The 24,926-nt window shown below is 64.7% G+C and carries 21 protein-coding genes; 6 read left to right on the plus strand and 15 right to left on the minus strand.

Annotated features, from left to right (window positions below; all coding sequences use genetic code 11):
* Positions 1-14 precede the first annotated feature (14 nt).
* The 6 genes from RRU_RS07030 (at position 15) to RRU_RS07055 (ending at position 6,220) form a co-directional block, all read left to right on the plus strand.
* Positions 15-1,601, plus strand: a complete 1,587-nt coding sequence (locus RRU_RS07030) for a gamma-glutamyltransferase family protein (protein WP_011389103.1) — start codon at positions 15-17, stop codon at positions 1,599-1,601.
* Between the two features lie 87 nt (positions 1,602-1,688).
* Entirely contained in the window at positions 1,689-2,954 is a 1,266-nt protein-coding gene (locus tag RRU_RS07035) for a cation:proton antiporter (protein WP_011389104.1), read from the plus strand.
* 444 nt (positions 2,955-3,398) lie between these two features.
* A complete protein-coding gene (locus RRU_RS07040) occupies positions 3,399-4,751 on the plus strand; it encodes a DUF3100 domain-containing protein (protein WP_014626156.1) in 1,353 nt (450 codons plus the stop codon).
* Positions 4,752-4,888: 137 nt separating this feature from the next.
* On the plus strand, positions 4,889-5,080 hold the full coding sequence (locus tag RRU_RS07045) for a DUF3008 family protein (protein WP_011389106.1): 192 nt from the start codon (positions 4,889-4,891) through the stop codon (positions 5,078-5,080).
* Positions 5,081-5,196: 116 nt separating this feature from the next.
* The gene (locus tag RRU_RS07050; protein WP_011389107.1) at positions 5,197-5,706 is read left to right on the plus strand and encodes a DUF4142 domain-containing protein; all 510 of its coding nucleotides are present in this window, start codon (positions 5,197-5,199) and stop codon (positions 5,704-5,706) included.
* A 163-nt stretch (positions 5,707-5,869) separates the two neighbouring features.
* Complete coding sequence (locus RRU_RS07055; RefSeq protein WP_011389108.1) at positions 5,870-6,220, plus strand: DUF2934 domain-containing protein; 351 nt, start codon at positions 5,870-5,872, stop codon at positions 6,218-6,220.
* A 110-nt stretch (positions 6,221-6,330) separates the two neighbouring features.
* On the opposite strand, the gene RRU_RS07060 is transcribed toward RRU_RS07055, so the two are convergent.
* The 15 genes from RRU_RS07060 to RRU_RS07130 all read right to left on the minus strand — a co-directional run bounded on the left by RRU_RS07060 (position 6,331) and on the right by RRU_RS07130 (position 24,899).
* Entirely contained in the window at positions 6,331-6,825 is a 495-nt protein-coding gene (locus RRU_RS07060) for a ferritin-like domain-containing protein (protein ID WP_011389109.1), read from the minus strand.
* 173 nt (positions 6,826-6,998) lie between these two features.
* Complete coding sequence (locus tag RRU_RS07065) at positions 6,999-9,113, minus strand: catalase (protein ID WP_011389110.1); 2,115 nt, start codon at positions 9,111-9,113, stop codon at positions 6,999-7,001.
* 302 nt (positions 9,114-9,415) lie between these two features.
* Positions 9,416-10,399: a transaldolase gene (gene tal, locus RRU_RS07070; protein ID WP_011389111.1), complete on the minus strand. Its 984-nt coding sequence runs from the start codon at positions 10,397-10,399 to the stop codon at positions 9,416-9,418.
* Between the two features lie 165 nt (positions 10,400-10,564).
* The gene (locus tag RRU_RS07075) at positions 10,565-11,341 is read right to left on the minus strand and encodes a triose-phosphate isomerase (protein ID WP_011389112.1); all 777 of its coding nucleotides are present in this window, start codon (positions 11,339-11,341) and stop codon (positions 10,565-10,567) included.
* 75 nt (positions 11,342-11,416) lie between these two features.
* On the minus strand, positions 11,417-11,893 hold the full coding sequence (locus RRU_RS07080; RefSeq protein ID WP_011389113.1) for an RpiB/LacA/LacB family sugar-phosphate isomerase: 477 nt from the start codon (positions 11,891-11,893) through the stop codon (positions 11,417-11,419).
* Positions 11,894-11,916: 23 nt separating this feature from the next.
* On the minus strand, positions 11,917-12,564 hold the full coding sequence (dhaL, locus tag RRU_RS07085; protein ID WP_011389114.1) for a dihydroxyacetone kinase subunit DhaL: 648 nt from the start codon (positions 12,562-12,564) through the stop codon (positions 11,917-11,919).
* An 11-nt stretch (positions 12,565-12,575) separates the two neighbouring features.
* Positions 12,576-13,577: a dihydroxyacetone kinase subunit DhaK gene (locus RRU_RS07090; RefSeq protein WP_011389115.1), complete on the minus strand. Its 1,002-nt coding sequence runs from the start codon at positions 13,575-13,577 to the stop codon at positions 12,576-12,578.
* A 37-nt stretch (positions 13,578-13,614) separates the two neighbouring features.
* Positions 13,615-14,508 (minus strand): sugar phosphate isomerase/epimerase family protein, encoded by an 894-nt coding sequence (locus RRU_RS07095; protein ID WP_011389116.1) that lies wholly within the window; start codon positions 14,506-14,508, stop codon positions 13,615-13,617.
* Between the two features lie 68 nt (positions 14,509-14,576).
* Positions 14,577-15,575, minus strand: coding sequence for an ABC transporter permease (locus RRU_RS07100; RefSeq protein WP_011389117.1), 999 nt, complete (start codon positions 15,573-15,575; stop codon positions 14,577-14,579).
* Positions 15,565-17,121: a sugar ABC transporter ATP-binding protein gene (locus RRU_RS07105; protein ID WP_011389118.1), complete on the minus strand. Its 1,557-nt coding sequence runs from the start codon at positions 17,119-17,121 to the stop codon at positions 15,565-15,567. Before RRU_RS07105 ends, RRU_RS07100 begins: the two co-directional genes overlap by 11 nt.
* A gap of 172 nt (positions 17,122-17,293) precedes the next feature.
* Complete coding sequence (locus RRU_RS07110) at positions 17,294-18,232, minus strand: substrate-binding domain-containing protein (RefSeq protein ID WP_011389119.1); 939 nt, start codon at positions 18,230-18,232, stop codon at positions 17,294-17,296.
* A gap of 257 nt (positions 18,233-18,489) precedes the next feature.
* On the minus strand, positions 18,490-19,458 hold the full coding sequence (locus RRU_RS07115; RefSeq protein WP_011389120.1) for a sugar-binding transcriptional regulator: 969 nt from the start codon (positions 19,456-19,458) through the stop codon (positions 18,490-18,492).
* A gap of 65 nt (positions 19,459-19,523) precedes the next feature.
* A complete protein-coding gene (locus RRU_RS07120; protein ID WP_011389121.1) occupies positions 19,524-20,081 on the minus strand; it encodes an SIS domain-containing protein in 558 nt (185 codons plus the stop codon).
* A gap of 154 nt (positions 20,082-20,235) precedes the next feature.
* Positions 20,236-22,479 carry a hypothetical protein gene (locus RRU_RS07125; protein WP_011389122.1) on the minus strand — a complete coding sequence of 748 codons (2,244 nt, stop codon included), beginning with the start codon at positions 22,477-22,479 and terminating at the stop codon, positions 20,236-20,238.
* 41 nt (positions 22,480-22,520) lie between these two features.
* Entirely contained in the window at positions 22,521-24,899 is a 2,379-nt protein-coding gene (locus tag RRU_RS07130; RefSeq protein WP_011389123.1) for a hypothetical protein, read from the minus strand.
* Positions 24,900-24,926 lie beyond the last annotated feature (27 nt).

The following is a 24,926-nucleotide window of genomic DNA, read 5'->3' on the forward strand; positions in this document are numbered from 1 at the left end:
AGGATAAGCCGATCATGAGAGATTTCTTTCGCGTTGGGCGGGACCCCGTGTTGGCCCGCGAGGCGATGATCGCCACCTCCCATCCGCTCTCGACGGCGGCCGGGCTGGAAATTCTGAGCGCCGGCGGCACGGCGGTGGACGCGGCCCTGGCTGCCGTCGCCGTGCAAAGCGTCGTCGATCCGCTGATGACCGGCATCGGCGGCGATTGCTTCGCCCTTTACGCCCCGGCCAAGGGCGATGTGGTCGCCCTGAACGGCAGCGGCCGGGCGCCTTTGGCGGCCAGCGTGTCGCGCCTGAAGGCCCTGGGGGTGGGCGAGATCACCCAGACCAGCCCCCATGCCATTACCGTGCCCGGCGCGGTCGGCGCCTGGACCAAGCTGCATGGCGATTACGGACGGCTGCCGCTCGCCACCTTGTTCGCCCGCGCCATCGCCTATGCCGAGGGCGGCTATCCGGTGACGCCAAGGGTGGCCCATGATTGGGCGCGCGAAGCCGCCCTGGTCGCCGGCGACTCCGGGGCGGCGGCGGTTTTCCTGCCCGATGGCCGGGCGCCGGTGGCCGGGGCGCGTCACGCCCAACCCAAGCTTGGCGACCAATTGCGCGCCATCGCCAGGGACGGGGCGGCTGCCTTTTATCTGGGGCCGACCGCCGAGGCGCTGGTCGCCTATCTTCAGGGGTTGGGCGGGCTGCATACCCTTGACGACTTCGCCTGCGGTCTGGAGGACGCCGAGTATGTGACGCCGATTTCGACGATTTATCGTGGTCACGAGGTCTTTGAATGTCCGCCCAATGGCCAGGGGCTGGCGGCCTTGATGATCCTCAATATCCTGTCGGGCTTCGATCTGTCCGATGATCTCGCGCTCGCCGACCGCCTGCATCTGCAGGCCGAGGCGACCAAGCTCGCCTATTATCACCGCGACGCCCTGATCGCCGATCCGGCCCATCTGCCCTATCCGCCCGACGCGCTGCTCGCCCCCGAAGTCGCCGAGACCCTGCGTCGGCGCATCCGCATGGACCGGGTTCTGGCCCCGGCCCTGTGGACCGAACCCGAGCACAAGGACACGGTTTACCTTTGTGTCGTCGATGGTCAGGGCAATGCCGTGTCCTTGATCAATTCGATCTTCCATGGCTTCGGCTCCACCCATCTCGATCCGGCGACGGGGATCTTGCTGCACAGCCGTGGGGCGTCGTTCCGGGTGATCGAGGGACATCCCAACGCCATCGGTCCGCGCAAGCGCCCGATGCACACCATCATTCCCGGCATGGTCCGCAAGGACGGCAAGACCGTGATGCCCTTTGGCGTCATGGGCGGCCAGTATCAGGCCGCCGGTCACGCCGCCTTCCTGTCGGGGGTGCTCGATCGCCGTCTCGATGTGCAGCAAGCCATCGACGCCCCGCGCGCCTTTGGCTTTGGCGGCACGCTGGAGGTCGAACCGACCGTCGAGGCCGGGGTGCTGGCCGCCCTGGCGGCGCGCGGCCACCGGGTGACGACGGCGGCCAATCCCATCGGCGGCGCCCAGGCGATCTGGATCGATCCGCAAAGCGGCCTGCTGGCCGGCGGCTCCGATCAGCGCAAGGACGGCTGCGCTTTGGGGTTCTAAGAACCATTATCGATCAAACGCGCAACCGGCCTTGACCAGCCCCCGTTGGGGGAGAGGCGAACGCCCCCGGCGGGGCGGTTCCGGGTCATGGGATGGGTTGTGGACTCCTATATCATCGTCCTGGTCGGCTTCGGCGCGTTGGTTCTGCTGACTGCGTGGTTGCCGATGGTTCTCAGGGAAGCGCCCTTGTCGCTTCCCATCCTGTGCGTGGCCATCGGCGCGGCGGTTTTCGCCCTGCCGCCGCTGGCGGGCGTGGTGCCCCGGCCCCAGGATCATCTGCCGGTGATCGAGCGGGTCAGCGAAATGCTCGTCATCCTGTCGCTGATGGGCGCCGGACTGAAGATCGACCGTCCTTTTGGCTGGAAAAGCTGGGCCGTGACCGGGCGGCTGTTGGCGGCGGCGATGCCGCTGACCATCCTCGGGCTGGCCTTGGTTGGCTGGCTTGTGCTGGGGCTGGGGGCGGCCGCGGCCCTATTGCTGGCGGCGGCGCTGGCGCCCACCGATCCGGTGCTGGCCAGCGATATCCAGGTCGGCCCGCCCAATTCCGGCGAGGAAAACCAGACCCGCTTCGCCCTGACCTCGGAGGCCGGGCTGAACGACGCCTTGGCCTTTCCCTTCGTTCACGCCGCCCTGGCCCTGGCCGTCGCCGGCAAGACCGGCGAGCCGTGGCTTGGCCACTGGCTAAGCGTTGATATCGTCTGGAAACTGGGCGCCGGTTTGGCGATGGGCGTTCTGGTCGGTCACGGCTTGGCGTGGCTGCTGTTTCGTGTTCCCCATCGGGCGAGGCTGTCGCGCTCGGGGGATGGCTTCGTCGCCCTGGGGATCACCTGCGTCGTTTATGGCCTGACGGAAATGGTCCAGGGCTATGGTTTTCTCGCCGTCTTCGTCGCCGCCCTGACCCTGCGCGCGGGTGAGCGCCGTCACGCCTATCAGGGGACCTTGCATGATTTCGCCGAGGCCCTTGAGCGGCTGCTGATGATGGCCCTGCTGGTCGGGTTCGGCGCGGCGCTCAGCGGAGCGGGCCTCTTGGCGGGGCTTACCTGGGAAGGGGTGGCTTTCGGCCTGATCGCGCTGGTCGTGGTCCGCCCACTGACCGCCTGGATCGGTCTGGCGGGCATGGGCGGCCCTTTGGCCGAAAGGGCCATCATCAGCCTTTATGGCATTCGCGGCATCGGCTCGATCTACTATCTGTCCTATGCCCTGGGACGGGGGAGCTTTGACGGGGAAGACCTGCTGTGGAGCACCCTGGCCTTCACCATCCTGGTCTCGATTTTCCTGCACGGCGCGACGGTGACGCCGGTGATGCGCGCCTTTGAGCGCCGGCAGGGGCGCGACACCACGCCCGGCCGCTGAACGACCGGTGCTGTTTTCGGGCCCGATTTCGGCGAAAAGGCGCGGCCTTATCGGAGTGGGGGGCGAGACTCGCCGCGCCGGGGGGCGCCTTCGCCGGGGATGGCGGGCCCCTGTCGAAGGGGGCGCTTTCACGGGCTGTGGGGTGGCTCGCCACCTATTGGTCAGCAAATAAGTAATTCCGCCGAATAGTGGCGGTATTCATTGAAGGTTTTGCTCAAAAAACCAGCATATAGAACTAAAACCCACCCTGATGCCCTTATAAGGGTCGGATCTTCCTAGATAAAATTCTCCAGTCTTATTAGTGTCATCGCGCATTTCACGGGTCGTTCACGGCGGCGTTCACGCACGCGACGCCGCCGATACGGCAAAACGATACTCCCTCCGGGCGCGCGGCCCGGGCGACCACGCATCATGACGAGGGTTTCCATGAGGACTGCGGACAGGATGGCGATGCCGAGGGCGTCGTCGGGACTGGCGGCCGACACGATCAAGGTTTTCGCCTGTACGGCGCTTTGCGTGCTTGTCGCCGAGACGATCGGCAATGTGAGCGTTCCCTTGGGCGGCAGCTACAAGGTGGTGCTGCTGCCGCTGCTTTGGGCGCTTTTGCTGGGGGCCGTCTGGGGCTTGGCGGCCAACCGCCTGCCCGCGCCGGTGCGCATCGCCAAACGCCATCAAACCCTGGCCGCCTTGCTGCTGCAGCCGGCCTTGATGTTGTTCATCGGCAAGTTGGGGCTGATGGTTGGCGGCAATCTGCCCAAGATTTTCGATGCGGGCTGGGCGCTGGTTTTCCAGGAGTTCGGTCATTTCTTCGGCACGATGATCTTCGGCCTGCCCGTCGCCCTGTTGCTGGGCATCAAGCGCGAGGCGATCGGCGCCACTTTCTCGGTCGGTCGCGAGCCCAGCCTTGCCATCATCGGCGAGAAATACGGCATGGACAGCCCCGAGGGCCGGGGCGTGCTAGCCGAATACATGACCGGAACGATCTTCGGCGCCATCTTCATTTCGATCTTCGCCGGGTTCATCGCCGGCCTTGGCCTGTTTGATCCCCGCGCCCTGGCGATGGGGGCGGGCGTTGGCTCGGGCAGCCTGATGGCCGCCGCCTCGGGCGCTATCGCCGCCTTGCAAACCCCGGAGATCGCCAAGGACGTGGTGACCTTCGCCGCCGCCAGCAATCTGGTGACGACGACCATCGGCACCTATTTCACCTTGTTCTTGTCGTTGCCCTTCACCGTCTGGGCCTATGGGGTTCTCGAGCCCATTCTTGGCCGCTTCGGCCGCGCGGCCTCTCCGGCGGCCGAGCCCGCCGCCGCTGCGGCCAAGACCGCCGCCGCCGCGCCGCAAGAGGCCGCGCCCGCCGCCAAGCTGTCGCCGGCGACCATCCTGACGGTTTGGATCATCGCCGGTCTGATGGCCCTGATTGGCAATACCATCACCTACAAGATCATCCCCGATGCCGCTGTTTTCGCCGGGCTGGCGATCCTGCTTGGCACCGTGATCGTCGGCTATGGCGCCTATGTGGCCACCCGCAAGGTGGTTCCCGCCGTTGTCTGGGTGTCGTTGGTCGCCATGGCCCTGACCTATCCCGGCACGCCCTATGCCGCCGAAATCACCGCGCTGACCGGCAAGCTCAACTTCATGGCTCTGGCGACGCCGCTGCTGGCTTTCGCCGGACTGTCGATCGCCAAGGACGTTCCCGCCTTCCGCAAGCTGGGCTGGCGCATCGTCGTCGTTTCGCTGATGGCCAATGCCGGCACCTTCCTGGGCGCCACCCTGATCGCCCAATTCTTCATGCACTGAGCCAGACTGAGACCCTCGGGCCCGGTGCGCGCTTCTGCGCCGCCGGGCCTTTTCTTTTGGCGAGGGCGGGCGGGGAACCCGGGGGCGGGCTTGGCGGTTTTATCGGCCGGGGTCACGTCTTTTCAAGGAGAGCGACCATGTCCGCCAAATCAAAGGCTCAGCAGAAGGCCGCCGGTGCGGCCCTTTCGGCCAAGCGGGGCAAAACCAAGAAAAGCGCCCTGAAAGGCGCCTCGAAGGAGATGGTGGAATCGATGAGTGAAAGCGAGCTTCGCAAGCTGGCCTCCACCAAGCTTAAGGGTAAGCCCGATCACGTCGCCAAAGCGACGTGAGGGTTTGCTGATCTCTTTACCTCTTCGCCAGGGGGGCGTTAGGGGCGGGAACTTCTTTCACACTAAAAGGTTATGGGGATATCGCAAAAATACTCACCCAATGAGGGAGATTCCCCATGCGTAGCCACCGTTTCTTTTATGCGTTGATTGTGACGGCGACGACGGCCTTTGGTTCGGCGGCCCTTGCCGCGGAACCCGCCCAAAGCTTCGTGGATAAGGCGGCCGTCGGTGGCCTTTTCGAAGTCGAGTCGAGCAAACTCGCCTTGAGCCACGCCCAGGATGCCGAGTTGAAGGAATTCGCCCAGATGATGGTTCGCGACCATACCAAGGCCAATGAGTCGCTTGAAACCATCGCCAAGCAGCAGAAGCTGACCGTGCCGACCAAGCTTGACCCGCCGCACGAGGCGAAAATCGAGGCTTTGAAGAAGGCCGGCGATCAGATCGACAAGCCTTACGCCAAGGACCAGCTTGAGGGGCATAAGACGACGATCGCCCTTTTCCAGGGCTATGTCACCTCGGGCGATAACGCCGCGCTGAAGACCTTCGCCCAGGAAACCCTGCCGACCCTGGAAGCGCATCTGACCAAGATCGAAGGGATCGCGGCGAGCATGGGCGTGGCGAACTAAGCCAAGGCCTTGACGGCCGCGCGCCCCCGCCTTTCCCGGCTGTCGATCCACAGCGCCGCGCCAAAGGACATCCTCTGGCGCGGTGTGAAGGGGCTGGGGCGCGCGGTTCGCCAAGATCGGCTCTTTCGGGCTGCCCGCGCTGCGGGGAGCGAAAGGAAATCCAATGATGACCGATGACGAGAAGACCACCTGGGAAAACAGCGTCCGCGAGCGGGCCTATTTTTTGTGGCTGGAAGACGGCTGCCCCGAGGGGCAGGCCCTGCGCCATTGGCAGGCGGCCCGACAGCTTCTGGCGATCGAAAGCGAGTCCGATGCGACTCTGATCGCCCTTGATAACGCCATGGAACCCGCCGGGGAGTCCCTGGAGGTCGCCCAGGCCCAGGGCGACGTGCCCGGCCTGACCGATCAGGGGGAGAAACAGCAAATCCCCGTTGCCCCGCAAGCCGACGAAATCCCCGGTGGCCAGGGCCAGGGCCAGCGCCAGTCCGCCCGCGCCGGCAAACGCCGCCGGTAATCACTTCACCCCCGCTTGGCCGATAAAGGCGGGCGGGGGCGGTGATCGCCACGCGAAAACGCCCGGACCCCGCTTGCCGAGGTCCGGGCGTTTCGTTGCCGGTTTTCGAGTTAGCGCTTTTCGCCGGTCAGCAAGTACTGTTTGACGATGCCGGGGAGGTGCTCGCGCAGCCAAGCGGCCATCGCCTCTTCCTCGGTCAGGATCGACTCCAGCGTGCTTTTGATCGAGGTTTCCCCGGCGACCTCGGCCGCGGCGATCACCGTCACATAGGTGGCGATCTCGAAATGCGAGAAGGACAGGCTGAAAGCGGCGTGCTTGATGATTTCATCGGAGGCGAGGGCCCCTGACAGCGCCTGGGTGGTGCCCATCAGCGAGGCGATGCCGGTTTTGATCGCCGAGGTGTCGGCATCGATCTGATGCAGGCAGCCCTTGACCTTTTCGGCCTGAGCCCGTGTTTCGACGAGGTGCTGGCTGACGCGGGCTTCCAGCACCGGATAGGCCTTCAGGCGGGAGACCATTTTCTCAAGGATATTTTCCGCCTGCATCTCCATGGCATAAGCGTCGCGCAGCCAATCAATCAAATGTTCGCGAGGAGTCTCGGTCATCTTCTAAATCTCCTTTGTCGTTATCGGGAGTACTACCGAATTAACTTCCCGTTTTGGTTTGGGTTGCAAAGAGAGCGCTTTGCCAGAAATCTTTGAGAAGCGCTTTGATATTGATGGTGTCGTGGAACCGGCAAAGGGAAAGACTTGCTGGCTCGGGCCGCCCTGGATTTGCCCTAGACCGCGTGAACCTTGGCCTCGCGTTCCCAACGCCGGCCCTTGCGGCAGAGGCCGAGGAACGTTTCGGCCTTGGCGGGGGTATCAAGCAGCAGGCAGCCCTCGTCGGCGATCACCCCGGCCTTTTCCAGCAAGGGCTGGGCGGCCTGGGTAAAGGCGATGACCTTGGCATGGGCGAAGGCGTCGCTGACGAAATCCTTGGCGGTGGCTTCGTTCAGCAGAAGCTTGGCGCCCTCGGTCGACAGAAGAACGGCGACGGCGTCGTACAGCACGGAAGGGGCGCCGTTCACCTTCTGGTGGGCCGGGCGCAGGGTGCCATCCTTGGCGGTGAAGCCGCCGACCCTGGGGGCGATCACCTCCATTTGGGCGCCTTCCGCCGTCAGGAGGCGCTCGATCTCGTCAAGAAAGGCGCCGTCGACGCCATCGCTGACCAGCACGCCGACCTTGCGTCCGGAGAAATCCTTGGGCGGGTTGAGAAGGATGCTGAGCGCCGGCGAGGCGGGCAGATCCTCGACCAGCGGGCGGGCCGGTTTAGCCGCTTCCGGCAGCTCGGCCAGCCCCAGGCCATCGGCCACTTTCTGGGCCAGAGTCTGATCGATGGTCAGCAGATGCGACACCACCCGGGCGCGGATGGCCGGGGTTTCGACCTTGCTCAGTTCAAAAACGAACGAATCTTTGATGTGGGTTTGCTCGACGGGCGTCTGGCTCCGGTAGAACTGGCGGGCCTGACTGTAGTGATCGGCGAACAACTCGCCGCGCACCCGGCGCTTCTCGCCGCCGTCCTCGGCGGGAAAGCTGTGGAAGCCGCTTTCGGGTGATTCCCGGGGGCCGCCGATGCCCGGTCCCCAGGAATTCGGCTCGTAATTGGCCCGACCTTTCGGATTGACGAAGGCCATATGGCCGTCTTGCTGGAAGCTGTGGAAGGGACACTTGGCGGCATTGATCGGCAGATGGGTGAAATTGGGGCCGCCCAGGCGTTTGATCTGGGTGTCGAGATAGGAGAAATTGCGGCCCTGAAGCAGGGGATCATTGGTGAAATCGATGCCGGGCACGATGTTGGCGGTATGGAAGGCCACCTGTTCGGTTTCGGCGAAGAAGTTATCGACGGTGCGATCTAGCACCAGGCGGCCGACGATGCGGATCGGCACCAATTCCTCGGGGATCAGCTTGGTGGCGTCCAGCACATCGAAGGGGAAGCTGTCGGCGAAGGCGTCATCAAAAACCTGCAGACCCAAGTCCCATTCGGGATAATCGCCGCGCTTGATCGCCGACCACAGGTCGCGGCGGTGGAAATCGGGATCGGCGCCGTTGATCTTGACCGCCTCGTTCCACACCACCGACTGCAGGCCAAGCTTGGGCTTCCAGTGAAATTTGACGAAGCTGGATTTGCCCTCGGCGGTGACCAGTCGGAAGGTATGAACGCCAAAGCCTTCCATGAAGCGGAACGAGCGCGGGATGGTGCGATCGGACATGATCCATAACGCCATATGCAGCGATTCCGGCATCAGGGAGATGAAGTCCCAGAAATTGTCGTGGGCGGTTTGCGCCTGGGGGAAGCCGCTGTCGGGTTCCTGTTTGGCGGCGTGGATCAGATCGGGAAACTTGATGGCGTCTTGGATGAAGAACACCGGGATGTTGTTGCCGACGATGTCCCAATTACCTTGCTTGGTATAAAGCTTGACGGCGAATCCCCGCACATCGCGGGCGACATCGGACGAGCCGAGATTGCCCGCCACCGTCGAGAAGCGGACGAAGGCGGGGGTCTTTTCGCCGGCGCGCTGAAAGATATCGGCCGAGGTCAGGGCGCTTAGGTCTTCATAGGTTTCGAAGGTGCCATGGGCGCCGAACCCCCGGGCATGAACGATGCGCTCGGGAATGCGCTCGTGGTCGAAATGGAAGATCTTTTCGCGGAAGGCGAAGTCTTCCAGCAGGGTTGGTCCACGTGGGCCGATGCGCAGGGAATTCTGATCGTCGGCCACTGGGATCCCCTGCTGGGTCGTCAGCACGGGGGTGTCGCCCTCGGCGATCTGATGGGTTTCGCCCCCGGTGCCGCGCAGAATTTTGGCGTCGGCGATTTCGGCCGGGGTCAGGGCGTCGGTTGAGCGTTTGGCCATCAAATAGTCTCCCGCAGTCCCAGAGGGCGCCCCTGCGAAGCGGGAGGTCGCCCGATTTTATGTCGCTGCTGTAACTCCGGGAAAAGACGATGGGTTCATGGGTCTTTGATAAATTATGATGAAAATAAACCCTGGGGGAACTCTTCGGACCGAAGCGGTAATACTGTGCGAACGGGGCGTATAAGGATACTTTCCAAAAGAAAGGGTTTTCGAGGAATCCCTCAATCCCTTCCGGGCATGAAAAAACCGCCCGGCAGCGGAAGCGGCCGGGCGGTTGGGGGTGGTTAGAAGCGATCCGCCGGTCAGGCGACGGTGGAGGCGCGCTTGGCCAGGGTTTCGGCGATGGTGCGGCGCAGGGCGTCGGTATCGGCGTTGAACAGGCGGATGCCCTCGGCCAGTTTCTCGGTTGCCAGGGCGTCCTCGTTGATCTGCCAGCGGAAGGAGGCCTCGTCGACGGCCAAGCGGGAGATGGTCGCCGCCTTGCTGGCGGCCGGGTCCAGGCGCTTGGGCACATCGCCGGTTTGGCTGCGCAACTGGTCGAGCAGGGCCGGGCTGACGGTCAAGCGGTCGCAGCCGCACAGCGCCTCGACCTCGGCGCTCGAGCGGAAGGAAGCGCCCATGACGATGGTCTTGTAGCCGAAGTGCTTGAAATACGTGTAGATCTCGGTCACCGAGCGCACGCCCGGATCCTCGTCGATGTCAAAGCTCTTGCCGCTGGCCTTCACGTGCCAATCGAGGATGCGGCCGACGAAGGGCGAAATTAGGAACGCCCCGGCCTCGGCCGCCGCCACCGCCTGGGCCAGCGAGAAGACCAGGGTGACGTTGCAGGCGATGCCGCGGCTTTGCAGGATCTCGACGGCGCGAATGCCTTCCCAGGTCGCCGCGACCTTGATCAAGATGCGCTCGGCCGCCACGCCACGGGCGGCGTAAAGGCCGATCAGCCGCTCGGCCCGGGCGACGGTGGCCTGGGTGTCGAAAGACAGCCGGGCGTCGACCTCGGTCGACACCACGCCCGGGACGATGCGGGCCAGTTCGCTGCCGAAGGTCACGGCGAGGTGGTCAAGGATGCGGTCGATAAGCCCCTCGGACGGCCCGGCCTCGGCGCTGCCCGCCTCGATCGCCTGGGCGATCAGCCCGGCATAGGCGGGCATCTTCGCCGCCTTGAGGATCAGGCTGGGGTTGGTCGTGCAGTCCTGGGGGGCAAACGAGCGGATCGCGTCGATATCGCCACTGTCAGCGACGATGATGGTGTGGCGCCGGAGGGCGTCGAGCTTGGTTTCGGACATCGCCAAAACCTCCCGTTTTTGAGTCATCCATGGCAAGGGGTGGCACCCCTTGCGTTCTCTGCCGGGTTACAGCGTCCCGAAGGTGTTGGCAGCACGGCTTTGAGATGCTGTAACGCTTTGATGTGTCGCATAAATTTATCCCTAAATCGATTGCGATTTAAGGAATTACGCAAGACCCGCCCGGTCCTTGGCCCCGTGCAAAGCGGCCTCGATCACCTCTTCGAAGCCGCGCGCCGTCCAGGCGGCGCGGCCGACGAACAGGCCGTCAACGTTGGCTAGGGCGGTGAGAGCCCCGGCATTGGCGCGATCGACGCTGCCGCCATAAAGCAGGGGCAGGGCAGCCAAGCCCCGTTGGCCGAGCATGGCGCGCAGGGCGCCATGAACCTCGGCCACATGCGCCGGTTCGGCCGGTCGCCCGGCTTCGCCGATCGCCCAGACCGGTTCATAGGCGATGAGCGCCCGGCCCAGGCTGGCCGTGTCGATGCCTTTGATGGCCAGCTTGACTTGGCGCAGGACCGTTTCGATCGAGGCTCCGGCGTCCAGGTCGTCGCCCTGGTCGCCAACGCAGATCAGCGGCCGCAAACCGTGGCGCAGGGCGCTGGCCACCTTGGCGTTGACGGTGGCGTCGGTTTCCCCATGGCTGGCGCGGCGCTCGGAATGGCCGAGTTCGACGATACCGACGCCGCAATCGCGCAGCATCAGCGGGGAAATCTCGCCGGTCTGCGCCCCCTCGTCTTGCCAATGCATGGTCTGGGCGCCCAGGTGGACCGGGGCGTCGCCCAAAGCCCGGTGGACGGCGGCCAGGGCGGTGAAGGGCGGCACGATGAACGCCTCGACCCGGTCGAGCAGCGGCGAGGCGGTCAGTTCGCCGACATAGGCCTCGGCCTCGGCGATGGTCTTGTGCATCTTCCAGCTTGTTCCGATCCACAATCGGGCGTTCATCGGACAAACTCCTTCTCTATCCGGCCGCTTCTCGGCGGCCGGGCCTCGAACAAGACGGGATCGGCGATAGGGGGGTCAGCTGGCCAGCTTTTTGTAATGCTGGTCGATATCAAGCATCTTTTGAACCTTCTTGGCCGAACCGCCCCCTTGGAACTCGGCGGCCATGAAGATGTCGGTCAGGGCCTTGGCCGTCGCCGGGCCGATGGTCAGGGCGCCAAAGGTGATGATCTGGGCGTTGTTGCTGGCCCGGGCGCGTTCGGCGGTATAGGGATCGCTAACCTGAACGGCGATCACCCCGGGCACCTTGTTGGCGCTGACGCAGACACCGGCGCCGGTGCCGCACACCAGGATGCCGCGATCGAAGTCCCCCTTGGCGATGGCCTGGGCGACCGGCAGGGCGACATCGGGGTAATCCACGGGATCGCTGGTGGCGGTCCCCATGTCGCAAACCTCATACCCTTGGGCGGTCAGGTGATCGCGCAGCAGATCCTTGAGCTCCCGCCCCAGGTGATCGGCGCCGACGACGATTTTAGGCTTGGCGGTTTCCGCCATGATAGGGATCTCCTATGATCGGGTCACGCCGCGCCGGCGGGCGCGGGAACGTGGGAACTCATCGCCGCCAGCACGATGGCGAGCGAGATGGCGCCGGGATCGGGATGGCCGAGCGAGCGCTCGCCCAGGGTGCGGGCCTTGCCGGTGGTGGCGATCATCGCCTTGGTCGCCTCCATGCCCTGTTCGGCGGCTTCCGCCGCGGCGGCCAGGACCTCGGGCAAGGGAGCGCCGGCGCTAACGCCAGCGCGGGCGGCGAGGGCGGCGGGCGCCAGGGCGTCGATCAGGGTCTTGCCGCCGGTGGTGCAGCCGCCGCGCTTTTGCACCGCCGCCAGGGCGTCTTCCAGGAAGCGCGCGTAGCCTTCTCCGGTCAGGGTCGGGGTATCAAGGGTGGCGCCGGCGCGAAACAGCGTGCCGAAGATCGCCCCCGCCGCGCCGCCGGTATGCGACATCAAGGCGGTGCCAACGCCCTTGAAGACGGCGCCGACGGTCTCTTCCGTGGCGGTCTCGAGATAGGCGCGCACGGCGGTGAAGCCCCGGCGCATGCCGATGCCGTGATCGCCGTCGCCGATCAGCTGATCGGCCTTGGTCAGGCGGTCGATATTGGCGAGCATGGTGTCGCAGACCCCCAGGAACATCTGGCGCAGATCGCTGGCGGACAAGGTGTCATGCATGGGAGATCTCCCTATCTCGTATAGGCGGCGGAGCGGGCGGGAGCGTCGATGAAGCGCTTCAATTCCTCGTCAAGACGCATCATCGTGATCGAGAAGCCGGCCATTTCCTGGGATGTCATGAAGGGGCCGACCTCGGTCAGATGGACCTGGACGCCGGCCTGGGCGAGGCGTTGCCTGACCCGGCGGTTGGCGATGTAAAGCTCCATCGCCGTCGACGACCCCAGATTGTCGATGAGCAGGGCGACCTCGTCGCCCGCCGCCAGCCCCATATCGGCCAGCAGCATATCCATCATCTCGTCGACCACCGCGTCGGCCGGCGCTATTTTTTGGCGGCGGGTGCCGGGCTCGCCATGGGCGCCCATGCCGATCTCGATCTCGTCATCGCCGATCTCGAAGGTCGCCTCGCCGGTCTCGGGGATCGACCCGGCGGCGACGGCGACGCCGATCGAGTGGGTATTGGCCTCGGCCTTGGCGGCGATGCGGTAGAGCTCGTCCAGGCTGTCGCAGACCTCCGCCGCCGCGCCGGCGACCTTGATGACGAAGACGTCGCCGGCGATGCCGCGGCGATCATCGATGCGCTCGATCGGCGCGGCGGCGACATCGTCGCGCACCCGCACGGTTTTGGTGGTGATGCCCTCTTCCTCGGCCAGCTCGGCGGCGATGTCGAAGTTCATATTGTCGCCGGAGTAGTTGCCATAGATGTAAAGCACGCCCTTGCCCTTGTTCACGGCGCGGGTGGCTTCCAAGATGGCGTCGGGGGTGGGGGCGGCGAACATCTGGCCGCAGACCGCGCCATCGGCCAGCCCCTTGCCGACATAGCCGGCGAACATCGGCTCGTGACCGCTGCCGCCGCCGATCAGCAAGGCGACCTTGTCGTCGCGCAGGCTGCTGCGCAGGGCGATGGTGTATCCCGGGAGAAGCCGCATTTCGCCATCGGAGGCGAAGACCAGTCCCTCCAGGCTTTCCTCGACCACCCGCAAGGGGTCATTCAGAAGTTTCTTGGGTCGTGTCATGGACGGTGCCTTTTTTTGGTTGGGCTCTTGGCCGCGATCAGGCCGCGGGCGATGCCGCTTTCAGCGCCTTCACCGAGGCGATCATATCGGCCAGCACATCCTCGTCGCGGGCCTCGAAGGGATAGAGGATCTCGGCGAAGAAGGTCTGATCGGTCAGGGCGTATTTGTCCCAGAAGTCCTGAAGACGCTGGGGCGTCACCACGCCGGGCTGGGTGAAGCTCCAGTGACGGTCAAGCTGGCCGTCGGTTTGCTGGATGTGGTAGGCGGCGATCCACGGTTGGCACAGATCCATCCAGTGGTCCATGTCGGCTTCGGGGCCAAACAGCGGCTCGAACAGGGCGTGGCCCCAATCGACAAGCAGGCGCACGGGGATCTCGGTCCGCCCGTCGAGATCGGCCATCAGCCGGGCGGCATCGGCGGCCGAGGAGGGGAATTCGGTGGCGAGCGGCACCGGCTCGACATAGAGCATCGACAGGCCCTGGCGCTTGGCATAGGCGGCCAGTTCGATCCACATGTCGCGGGCGATGGCGTAGATCTCCTCGCGCCGCGCCGGGTTGAGGGCATCGGCGGCCGAATAGGAGCCAAAGGGCATGCCGGTCGCCGGCACCTCCATCGCCGCCGTCATGTCGATGGCGCGCTTGAGGTGCTGATAGCCCAGGCTTTGCAGTTCCAGCGTCGGGGCGAGGAAGTGATTGTAGGTATAGGAGGCGAGGCCGCCGAAGGTGCTTTCGATGGTCAGGCCGGCCTTGCGGAAGGCCTTGGCATAGGCGATCGCCCGCCGATCGCGTTCGATATCGGGCCACCAGGGATCGGTCAGATCATAGGTGTATTGAACATACTCCAAACCCAGGTCATCGCGCACCAGACCGGCCAAGCGGTCGGGTTCGAGCCAGCGTTTGACGGCGAAGCACAGATTGACACCAAGCTTCATGGCCCTTGTCCCTTGTCAGGAGGAGACTTAAGTCCGCCTCGGGCGGCGGGGGGGAACGGCGTGGGAGGTTAGTCTTCCCGGCGCAGCCAGCGCCGCGAGACGGCATCGAACGAGATGGCAAGGACGACGATCGTGCCGCTGACCACCGACTGCCAATAGGGCGAGACCCCGAAAAGCACGATGATATTGTCGATGATGCCGATGATCGCCGCGCCGAAGATGGCGCCGATCGGACTGCCGATGCCGCCGGTGGTGGCGACGCCACCGATGACCGAGGCGGCGATCGGCGCCAGAACCCAGCCCTCGCCGATCGACGGCTGGGCGGTGCCCAGGCGGGCGACCATCAACATGCCGGCCAGGGCCGACAGGAAACCGGCCAGGGCGAAGACGCAGACCCGGATGGCGTTGGTGCGGATGCCGAGCATGCGGGCCGCCGCCATGTTATTGCCGATGGCGTAGATGTAGCGGCCAAACGGCGTTTTGAAGATGACGAAGGAAACGATCACCAGGATCGTCACCATGATGAGGAAGGGCACCGGCAGGCCATAGGGGGCGGCCTTGCCCAGGAACGAGATTTCGCTGGGAATGCCGGTGATGGCCACGCCCTTGGTCGCCACCAGATTGGCCCCGCCATAGATGCCCGCCGTGCCGATGGTCAGCACCAGGGAATGCAGGCGCACCATGGTCACCAAAAGGCCGTTGATCACCCCGCAGGTGAGGCCAAGCGCCAGACAGAGCGCCAGCGACAGCCAGGGATCAAGGCCGTATTGGACCATGAGGATACCGCCGACCACGCCGCAGAGCCCGGCGATGGCGCCCAGCGACAGATCAAGCTCGCCCAGCAACAGCAGCATCGACTGGCCGATGGTGATCAGCCCGACGAAGGCCAGGGTGCGGGCCATGATCGTCATGTTGTAGGCGGTCAGGAAATGTTCCGACAGCAGGCAGGAGACGCCGAAGATCAGAACCAGGGCGGTGAGGACGCCGGCCAGCGGCACCGAGGTCAGCCGGGCGAGCAGGCCGGGAGCGGTGGGCACCGCCGGTTGGGCAAGGGTGTTAGAGGACATGACAGCGTGCTCCTGTCTCGAGGTCGGCGACGGGGGAGGGGGCGCCCGCAGGGGGCTGGCCGCTTTGGGCCGAGCCGATGATGGCGCCGACAAGGGTGTGGGTATCGGTGGTCGCCGTGGCGAATTCGCCGCTGAGCTTGCCGCTGTACATCGTGATGATGCGGCTGGCGCAGCGTTTGAGTTCGGCCATTTCCGAAGACACCAGGATGATCGCCACCCCGTCTTCGGCCAGTCGCTTCATGATCTTGTAGATTTCGACCTTGTTGCGGATATCGATGCCGCGCGTCGGCTCGTCGAAGATCAGCACATCGGGCTTGCGCGCCATGGCGCGGCCGATGATGGCCTTTTGCTGATTGCCGCCCGATAGGAACATGATCTTCTTTTCGGGGGACGAGGCCTTGATGTCGTAGCTGGCGATCACCTCGCCGACGACGCCGCGCTCGCGGGCCGTCGAGATCACCCCGCCGCGGCTGGTCTGATCGAGAACCGAGATGCCGATGTTCTCGCGCAGGCTGAGAACGGGCAAGATGCCGTGCAGCCGGCGTTCCTCCGACAAATACAGCATGCCGGCCTCGACGGCGGCGCTGGGTTTGCCAAGCTTGAGCGGGCGGCCCTTGAGCAGCACCGTGCCGCCGGTCGGCTTCTTGAACCCGAACATCGACTGCATGACTTCCGAGCGCCCGGCGCCGACCAGTCCGGCGAAGCCCAGGATCTCGCCGCGCCGCAGGGCGAACGAGATATCGTGGAAGCCCTGTCCGCATAGGCCGTCGACGGTGACGATGGTTTCCCCCGGCGCGCAGGCCGGTTGGAAAAGCTGGTCAAGCTGGACCTCGTCGCCCGACATCAGGCGGATCAATTCGGGCTCGCTGACCGCGGCCATCGGCCGGTGGCCGACCGTCTTGCCATTGCGCAGCACGGTGACCGTCGTTCCCAGCTCGAAGATCTCCTCCATCTTGTGGGACACGAAGACGATGGCGGTGCCGTTGTCGCGGAACTGGCGGAGAATGCGAAACAGCCGGTCGATTTCCTGGGTGGTCAGCGACGAGGTTGGTTCATCAAGGATCAGCACCTTGAGCCGTTTGTTGGTCGTCGCCCGGGCGATCTGCAAAAGCTGCTGATCGGATACGGCGATCGATTTCACCTTTTGCTCGGGCCGGGCCTTGATGCTGAAACGCTCGAGGATGGCGCCCGCTTGGCGGTTCATCTCGGCATAGGGCAGCACCCTTCCGCCAAACCCCGCCTTGGCGAAAGGCATGAACAGGTTCTCGGCCACCGACATATGGGGGAACAAGCTGAGTTCCTGGGGGACATAGGCCACCAGATCGAAAGCCGAGCGATCGGTGAGCGCGTCGCGGCCATCGATGTGGATACTGCCGCCGTCCAAGGGCAGCAGGCCGGTCAAAGCCCGGATCAGGGTGGATTTGCCCGCGCCGTTTTCGCCGGCGAGAACATGCACCGCGCCAAGCTCGATCTCCAGGTCGACGCCATCAAGGGCGACGACACCGGGGAAGGTCTTGCGGATGCCTTTGACGTCAAGGAATGCCATCGACCGGCCTCCTGGCAGGCGCGAGGCGGACGGCGGACCTGTCGATCCCCCGGAACGGAGGATCGCCGGCCTTGCCCGCGCTCAGGGAAAGTCTTGGGCCGTCGTCCTCGGCCGGCCGGGTGCCGCCTTGCCTGTTTGGACAAGGCGACCCCGGGGGCGGAGGTCCGCAAGCTTACTTGGCGAGACTTTCCTTGGTGATGACGGCGATGCCGGTGTCGATGTACTTCGGCGTCGGCATGCCCATCGCCTTTTGCCAGGTGGCGATCACCGCCCAATAGCCCTGCATTTCGGGCTTGGTGGACGACGAGGAATCAACCACGCCTTCCTTGATCAGGGCCAGCAGATCGGGCAGGTCGTCGAGGCCGACCTCGAAGACCTTGCCAACCTTGCCGGCTTCCTTGATCGCCTGACCGATGCCGATCGGACCGGCGGCGTCGGAGGCGACCCAGCCCTTGAGGTTGGGGTGGGCCTGCATGATGGCCGCGGCCTGCTTCTGCGCGGTCTCGATGCTGTCATTGTCGATGCCGGTGGCGACCAGCTTGATGTCGGGATATTTGGCGAAGGTCTGCTCGTGACATTTGGCGCGGATGGCGTGATTGGGGGCGGTGGGCACGCCCATCATGATCGCCACTTCGCCCTTGCCGCCCATCAGTTCGACCAGACGGGTCGAGGCGATGGTCGCCTGCTCGCAGAAATCATTGCCGATGCTGGTCAGGTTCATGCCCTCGGGCGCGACCGAATCAAACACCGTCACCGGAATGCCCTGTTCCTGGGCCTCCTCGAGCACCGCGCGGTTGCCCTTCTCGTCAAGAAGATCGACGAAAATGCCGTCGGGGCGGGTGGCGATCGAGCGGGCGATGATGTCGTTTTGTTCGACCACATCGGCCTTCTGCGGGGCGCGATATTCCACGGTGACCTTGCGGCCGGTGGTGGTGGTCAGCATTTCGGCCGCCGCCTTGGCGCCGTCATTGACCTTGTCGAACCAGGGATGAACGACCTTGGGAACGAGAACGAACCGAAGGGGGTCGGTGCTCTTCTCCTGGGCCGAGGCGACCATGGGAAGAGATGAAATCGCCATCGCGGCGACCACGGAAACGAAAACGGTCTTCATGGGACATTTTCCTCCACGATTACGGCGCCGGCGCTGGCCTCCGCCCAACGGAGGTCATGCGACGCGGCCGAAACCACGTTCGGAAAGGGTGAGTGTGTCGGTCCCGCCGTGCTTGCCGCCTTGAATTTTTCGCGGTCTCTATGGGCGGGATCACCCCTTCCAACCGGCCTGATCGTTCCCTTATACAGTTGTCATATCGGTGTTTCAACTGTATTCGACCGGAAAGTCAAAGGTATGTCCGACCATTATAGTTGGTCTTAAGCGCCGCGCAACAGGGCCTCGGCGACGGCTTCGTCGGTGACCAGCCGATTGATGTAGCCGCCCCGCAGAATGGCGCGGATAACCGGCAGTTTATAGGTGTCGCCCGAGGCCAGGATGGTGGCCTTGACCGCCTTGAGGTCGGCCGGATGGAGGGCCATGACCCGGGAATTCAGCGGATGATCGACGGGGACTCCCTCGGCATCGAGGAAGGTGCCCAGCACTTCGCCGACGGTGCCCAGGGCCTTGAGGTCGGCGATCTGGCGGGATTCGAGGGAGACGGCCGAGAACAACTGCGAGCGCCCCGACAGGTCGCCGCAGGCGACAAGGGCGACATCGGCGCGCCGCGCCTCGGCCATTACCTCGGCCAAGGGGCGGTGGCCAAGCAGGCTGGCGAAGCTTTCGTCGTTTGGATAATAAAGCGGCGAGGGGATGTAATGGCATTCCGCCCCGAGAACGCGGGCGAGGTCGGTGGCGACCTCGAAGGTATTGGCCGCCGATCCCCGGGTCAGCCCGCCCATCAGCGAAACGACGCGCGAGCGCGGGTGGCGGCGCTGGGTGAGGCGTTTGACCGAGGCGACCAGGGTGCCGCCCCAGCCGACGCCGATGATCTGGCCATCGCGCAGCAGGCCGCCCAACATCAGGCCGGCGGCTTCGCCGATCACGCGTTTTTGCACCTCCTCGTCTTTGACCGAGGGGACGACGACGACATCGACCAGTCCATAGCGGCTTTTGAGCGATTCCTCGAGGGCGACGCAGGAGGCCAGCGGCATATTGATCTCGATCTGCACCGAGCCGTCGGCCCGGGCCTGTCCGATGATCTTGTTGACCCGCAGGCGGGTCAGCCCCAGGCGGTCGGCGATCTCCTGCTGGGTCATGCTGCCGATGTAATAGTACCAGGCGACCCGGGTATTGAGGTGCTGGGTATCACTGTCGGAGGAAAGACCGTCCGCGTCATCGGCTGCCATCAGGGTATTCCATGTTGTTGCATCGCCAGAGGACGCCGGTTCTACCCGGCTTGGCCCCGTGCGGTCTACTCCAGGTTGGTGTGGCGCGCCCGCATGGCCTCCGGGCTGACCGCCAGACGGTCGCGCAGGGCCAGGACCAGCGCCTCGAACAAGATGAACTCGGCGCCTTCGAACACCGATCCCATGGGCAGGATGCTGGCCGAAGGGTGTTGGTCATCGGCCATGGTCTGGGCCGGGATCGGCAAGACGACATCGGCCAAGCGGGCGCAGTCCCCCGCCGGCTGGGCGGTGACCAGCAAGCTCCGCGCCCCGGCGGCCTTGGCCACCCCCATCAGGGCGGATACCGTTGAGAACGCTCCGGGCCCGGCCGAGACCACCAGCAGATCCCCGGCGGCGAGCGGCGGGGTGGTCATATCGCCGACCATGGCGACCCGCAGGCCCAGGTGATGGAGGCGCATGGCCAGACCTTTGATCTGCAGGCCTTCGCGGCCGACGCCATAAAGCGCGATCTGTCGCGCCTTGACGAATTCCTCGACCGCCCGATCCGTCGCCGTTTCGTCCAGGGTGGCGAAAACCGCGCGCAGATCATCAAGGGCGGCGAGGCAGGTTGCTTTCAGTCCCATGGAATACAGACCTTCGCCAGCGGGCACCGGGCACCGGGGAGCGGGCCGGGGCCGCTCGTCGCCGGCGCAAGGGGGGTGTCAGACTTGCCCATAACCGGGCTCGCTGAGCTTACATCTGTATAATTGGAATTTCTATTATTTTGAGGGTCGCCGCTCAGCCCTCTGGCGCCGGGCTGGCGGGAAGCTCGGGGTTGACGACCAGGGTATTGCCGCGAAAGCGCGTCCAGGCCGTCCAAGGGCCCTCGCCGGTGGTTCGGCGATTGCGTTGGCGGTATTCGAAGGTGGGGAAATCGGGGGTCTGGCCGGCCAGGATATCGGCAAGACCGAAGGCGAAATCAAAGGTCTTGCGGGCGTCGTCCACCATCAGGGTCAAGGTGGCGGGCTCCTCGTCGGCGCCGCGGCGAAGCTGGACATCCATGCCAAACAGCACGTCGCGCAGGGCGGCGGGGATGCGGCTTTCCGAGGCGAAGACCCAGGAGGACACCACGACGCGCGAGAGCAGACTGGTGGTTCCGGCAAGCTGGTGGATGCGCCCGAGAACCGCCTCGGCCTCGAAGCGGGCGCTGACGCCGGCCAGAGCGGCGGCCAAACTGTTCCAGACCGGCGGCGGATCATTGGCTGTTGGCGTCAAGGTCACCAGAACGCTGCCTTTGGCCGGGATGGTGATCGGCAGCGGGCTGGCGCTGGCGTCATAAGCCGCCACCGGGCGCTGATCCATCGCCGCGATCAGGGTGGGCAGGACCTTGGCCACGCTCACCTCGCAGTCGGCGTCATTGTTGATGGTGATCTCATTGGGCGGATCCTCGGGGGCGCCCTCCTCGAATACCAGATCAAGGGGCAGTTCGGCCGGTTGGGTCAGCGACAGGCGCACGCCGATATCGCGGGTTAGGGGCGTATCGTTTTCGCCGGTCAGGGTGAAGCGCACCACGCCCGCCTGATGACTGCCGGTTTTAAGCGCCTGGACCAGCAGGCTGTATTGCTCGATCGTCAGATCCATCGTCAGATCGAAGCCGTTTTTGGCATCGACCGGCCTTGCCCGATCGGGGGCCGGCACGGCGGCTTCGTCGACGCCCAACATTTGCAGAACCGGAAACAGATCGAAGGTCGCGCTGTCATAGCCGCCGATGGCGACCTCGGCGAAGGGCACCCCTTCGCGCTCGCGCATGCGCTGGCGCAGCCGCTCGATGCGCAACGGATCGAAGGAGGCGACCAGACCAAAGCGCACCCGCACCTTGTGTTCGCTTGCCCCCTGTCCGCCGGCGGGGGCGGTGGCGATCAACAGGGCGCTGACCGCCGGCAGGCCGCTCGCCCGATCGAAGGCCAGACCATAGGCATCGGGGAGCACGTAATATTGGCCGCCGCGCGGCGCCTCGCGCAGGTCGCCGATCTCGCCGTCGCTGCGCCAGCCGACGCCGAAGGCGCCGTCGAAGCCGCTGGCCACCTCGATATAAATCGGACGGTTGGCGGCGATGCCGGTCGGGAAAACGGCGGGGCAGGATTGGGGGGTGGAGAAGGCGCGCACGACCTCGCGCTGCTCGAACCGAGTGGTGGTATTGGCGATCGGGATGACCGAGGCGAGCCAGTATTCCTGCCATTTTGGAACGATGAGATCACGGTGCAGGTCGGCGACATCGGCCATCCTGGTCACCGTGATGGGCGATCGCCGGGCGACGGCGGAGTCCAGGGGGGTGGCGAGCTCGGTCATCAGAGGGCGGTGGGGCCGGATCACGGGGGGGCGATGGGGGATGGGTCGGGGATTGGGGGGGCGGGGAAGGGGCGGCCGAGGAAGGGGCGGGATCGGGTGGGGGGTGGGACCGGAGGGCTGTGTCGGCTCAACGATGCGCAATTGGGTCAGGATCCGCCCGCTCAGGCGGAACCACAGGTCGGGCTTCCCTTGCATCAGGCCGACCAGCACCCCGACCTGGGCTTCGGGGACCTGGGCAGCGCACTGCAGGGAGCGGATGGCTTCGCCTGCCGCCGGGCGGTCGTCGATCTCGAAGGCCAGCGGCACGGTCTCGGCCCCGGCGATCGCCAGGGCAAGCTGATCGATGACGAAGGGTTCGGCCTCGAGCGGCGCCGATCCCCGCACAAGCTCGATCCCCACCACCAGAAAGGTGCCCTCGGGCCGCTTGTCGAAGACCACATCGGGAACCGGGCTGGTTCTTGTGCGCTTGGCCACGCGGACGGCGGGGATGAAATAGGATTTGCCGTCGATGCCGACGTGAACCGCCGCCGCCGGATCGATCGGCGTGTCAAACACCGGTCCGACCGCCTGATGGACCGGCACGCGCAGGAAAAGATCCTTGGGTAGCAGGGCCTTGGCCAGGGACATGGTGCGGCTCGACCGCACTTTGAGTGGTGTTCTGGCTTGGAGGACGGTCGCGACGGTGTCGGCCATGGTCGGGATCCTTGCCGGGGGGCACAACAGGAAAGGCGGGCCTATAGCTCGATGATCAGCACCGGATTGTCGCTTGTCGCCAAGGGCAAAGCCTTGTTCTTGGCCGGATCGATGCCGGCGGCGATGATCTGATAGGAGTATCGCGTCTTGGCCGGGTCCTTGAGGCCGATGCGCCAAACCCGGGTTTCGCCGAGATTGGCGGCGGTGAAGTTCATGATCTGGCGCGAGGTCACCGAATTGGCCGGATCGGCGTAGCTGAGGATCACCGTTACCATGCGATAGACCGCGAAATCGATCAGGCTGGCAACGACGGTGACATCGAGGATATCGGTGGTGGTTTCGCCGACGAAGACCAGCGAGCGGCCATCGCCGGGAATGGATTTGCCTTCGACGCGGGTGCCGTCGCTATAAAGAAGATCGGCGCGGTAGCTGTAAGCTCGCGCGCCGCCATCGATCAGCCGCTGGCGGAAGGTCCAACGCTCGCCCGATTGGCTGAGGGTGCCCCGGGTCGATGTGGCGATGTGATTGGCCGCGTCCTCATAGGTCACTTCGACCAGAACCGAGGTCAGGCGCCGCCCATCGGGGGTGCCGGCGCCGCTGAAATCGCCCTGGGCGACGAAATCGACCTCCAGGCTGTCGATGAAGGGGGCGTTGATGATCAGCCGGTCGCGCTGGCTGGTCTGCGGCGGCATCTTGATCACCTTGCCGCTGGTCAGCAAAAAGCTGGTTTCATAGGTATAATCCAGCGACTTGTTGCCCCCCGTATAGGTGAACCAGCCATCCTCGGTGTGCGTCGGCGACAAGATGATTTCCTTGGTCGAGGTCGGCGACGGGAAGGCCGGGTAGGTGAAGGCGATGGTGACGCTTTGCACTACATCGGCCGGGATCGCCCCCCACAGCGCGCGGACATTGACGCAAGAAAGCTTTTCATAGGTGATGGTCAGGCTGCGGTCGGTGGTTTCGACCGGCGTGACATCCTGGGCGGGGATGCTGGATTTATAAACGATCTGGGCTGAATAGGAAAAACTGTCCTTGGGCGAGCCATCGGCGCGTTTGGCCATCACCGCCCGGAAGAATTTCTTCTCGGTGCCGGTGTCGAAATCGAAGGTCTGGCGTTCGGTCTTGCGGACATGGGTGATCTCGTCGGTCTGGTCATAGGCGCAGAACACCTTGATCTGGGCGATCGGATCGGCTTCGAAATCGGCGTTGACGCGGATCGGCACATCCAGAAACGAAAAGATCGGCTTGGACAGATCGGCTTCGACGATGCGCTTTTCGATCTCGGCGCGCGGGATGGCGGCATCAAGGCCGGCATTGGGGAACTTCCTGATCGTCGTCGTCGTCTGGGCGGTGATGTTGAAATCAAGCTCGCCCTCCATCTCCTGCTTGAAGTCCTTGAGCCACAACTGGTTGGCGGGCATCGGCGGGGCGTTGGCCGGCTTGTTGGGATCGTGGAACAGCGGATCGACGCCAAGCTTTTCGGCCTTGAGCCCGGGCGAGAACCCCGGGGAACAGAAGCGCTGCTTCAGATAATCGAGCGCGATATCCAGGGCGACCTCCTCGATCTTCTTGGTCGCCTCGGATTCCAAGCTGCCGGCGGTGTCGGGCCGGAAGTCGTCAAACGACATCTTGATATCGAGGCTGGCGAACATCGAGCGCATTTCGCTTAACGAATTGACCGCCGGGAACTGATAGACCGAGGTCTTGCCGCCGCCGCTATAGGTCTCGCGCACGGTGGTGTGGGTCTTGATCTCCTCATAAACATCCTTGGCGTTGCCCTTGATCGAGATCGACATTTTGGGGATACGGGCGACGAAGGACACGTCATAGGCCAAGGTGCCCGGACAGACGCCCTTTTGCAGGGCGAAGCGCAGCAGGCGCACCCCTTCCTGACCCAGCAAGGCCTGATAGGAGGCTATGTTGGTCTGCACCAGCGACGGCTTGTCCGATCCGCCGCGCGCCTTAACGAAACTGGGCATATCGCCGGGAATGATGTTGAAATCGACCTTGCCATCCACCCAGGTCGGATAGGTCAGCTTGATCGGCTTGGTGACGGTCAGCGGCGCCACGCTGATCAGGCCCTTGGCCATCAGCATCGGTCGGAAGCGCAGGAAGGGGGCCTTCTGACCCTGGATGAAGGCGCGGATCTTTTGCTGGTCGGCGGCGCTGACTTCAAGCGAGACGGTCATATCGAGCAGGCCGCCTTCCAGATCGCCCTGGGGAAGCTCCTGGCTGGCGGTCGCCAGGGCTTTGAAGTCGCGGGCGAAGGCGATCATGTTGAACAGCGGGGTGTCGTCCTCGGCGCGGACGACCGTGGGCCGGGCCGAGAGCATATAGAACAGGGTCGGGTCCTGATCGTCGTGGAAGATCGTCACGTCGGGAACGTCGGGCACGATGAAATGATTATAGAAATTCAGCATGGGACGTCTCCAGGACTATAAAGGGGC

It is taken from the genome of Rhodospirillum rubrum ATCC 11170, from assembly GCF_000013085.1.
GTDB lineage: Bacteria > Pseudomonadota > Alphaproteobacteria > Rhodospirillales > Rhodospirillaceae > Rhodospirillum > Rhodospirillum rubrum.

What these genes read in the sequence shown, in the direction of transcription:
- RRU_RS07060 (WP_011389109.1), bottom strand. Translation starts at nt 6,825, where the DNA reads ATGACCGAGACTCCTCGCGAACATTTGATTGATTGGCTGCGCGACGCT.
- RRU_RS07040 (WP_014626156.1), top strand. Translation starts at nt 3,399, where the DNA reads ATGGCGATGCCGAGGGCGTCGTCGGGACTGGCGGCCGACACGATCAAG.
- RRU_RS07045 (WP_011389106.1), top strand. Translation starts at nt 4,889, where the DNA reads ATGTCCGCCAAATCAAAGGCTCAGCAGAAGGCCGCCGGTGCGGCCCTT.
- RRU_RS07100 (WP_011389117.1), bottom strand. Translation starts at nt 15,575, where the DNA reads ATGTCCTCTAACACCCTTGCCCAACCGGCGGTGCCCACCGCTCCCGGC.
- RRU_RS07115 (WP_011389120.1), bottom strand. Translation starts at nt 19,458, where the DNA reads ATGGCAGCCGATGACGCGGACGGTCTTTCCTCCGACAGTGATACCCAG.
- RRU_RS07055 (WP_011389108.1), top strand. Translation starts at nt 5,870, where the DNA reads ATGATGACCGATGACGAGAAGACCACCTGGGAAAACAGCGTCCGCGAG.
- RRU_RS07030 (WP_011389103.1), top strand. Translation starts at nt 15, where the DNA reads ATGAGAGATTTCTTTCGCGTTGGGCGGGACCCCGTGTTGGCCCGCGAG.
- RRU_RS07065 (WP_011389110.1), bottom strand. Translation starts at nt 9,113, where the DNA reads ATGGCCAAACGCTCAACCGACGCCCTGACCCCGGCCGAAATCGCCGAC.
- tal (WP_011389111.1), bottom strand. Translation starts at nt 10,399, where the DNA reads ATGTCCGAAACCAAGCTCGACGCCCTCCGGCGCCACACCATCATCGTC.
- RRU_RS07095 (WP_011389116.1), bottom strand. Translation starts at nt 14,508, where the DNA reads ATGAAGCTTGGTGTCAATCTGTGCTTCGCCGTCAAACGCTGGCTCGAA.
- RRU_RS07120 (WP_011389121.1), bottom strand. Translation starts at nt 20,081, where the DNA reads ATGGGACTGAAAGCAACCTGCCTCGCCGCCCTTGATGATCTGCGCGCG.
- RRU_RS07050 (WP_011389107.1), top strand. Translation starts at nt 5,197, where the DNA reads ATGCGTAGCCACCGTTTCTTTTATGCGTTGATTGTGACGGCGACGACG.
- RRU_RS07110 (WP_011389119.1), bottom strand. Translation starts at nt 18,232, where the DNA reads ATGAAGACCGTTTTCGTTTCCGTGGTCGCCGCGATGGCGATTTCATCT.
- RRU_RS07080 (WP_011389113.1), bottom strand. Translation starts at nt 11,893, where the DNA reads ATGGCGGAAACCGCCAAGCCTAAAATCGTCGTCGGCGCCGATCACCTG.
- RRU_RS07105 (WP_011389118.1), bottom strand. Translation starts at nt 17,121, where the DNA reads ATGGCATTCCTTGACGTCAAAGGCATCCGCAAGACCTTCCCCGGTGTC.
- RRU_RS07090 (WP_011389115.1), bottom strand. Translation starts at nt 13,577, where the DNA reads ATGACACGACCCAAGAAACTTCTGAATGACCCCTTGCGGGTGGTCGAG.
- dhaL (WP_011389114.1), bottom strand. Translation starts at nt 12,564, where the DNA reads ATGCATGACACCTTGTCCGCCAGCGATCTGCGCCAGATGTTCCTGGGG.
- RRU_RS07035 (WP_011389104.1), top strand. Translation starts at nt 1,689, where the DNA reads ATGGGATGGGTTGTGGACTCCTATATCATCGTCCTGGTCGGCTTCGGC.
- RRU_RS07125 (WP_011389122.1), bottom strand. Translation starts at nt 22,479, where the DNA reads ATGGCCGACACCGTCGCGACCGTCCTCCAAGCCAGAACACCACTCAAA.
- RRU_RS07130 (WP_011389123.1), bottom strand. Translation starts at nt 24,899, where the DNA reads ATGCTGAATTTCTATAATCATTTCATCGTGCCCGACGTTCCCGACGTG.
- RRU_RS07075 (WP_011389112.1), bottom strand. Translation starts at nt 11,341, where the DNA reads ATGAACGCCCGATTGTGGATCGGAACAAGCTGGAAGATGCACAAGACC.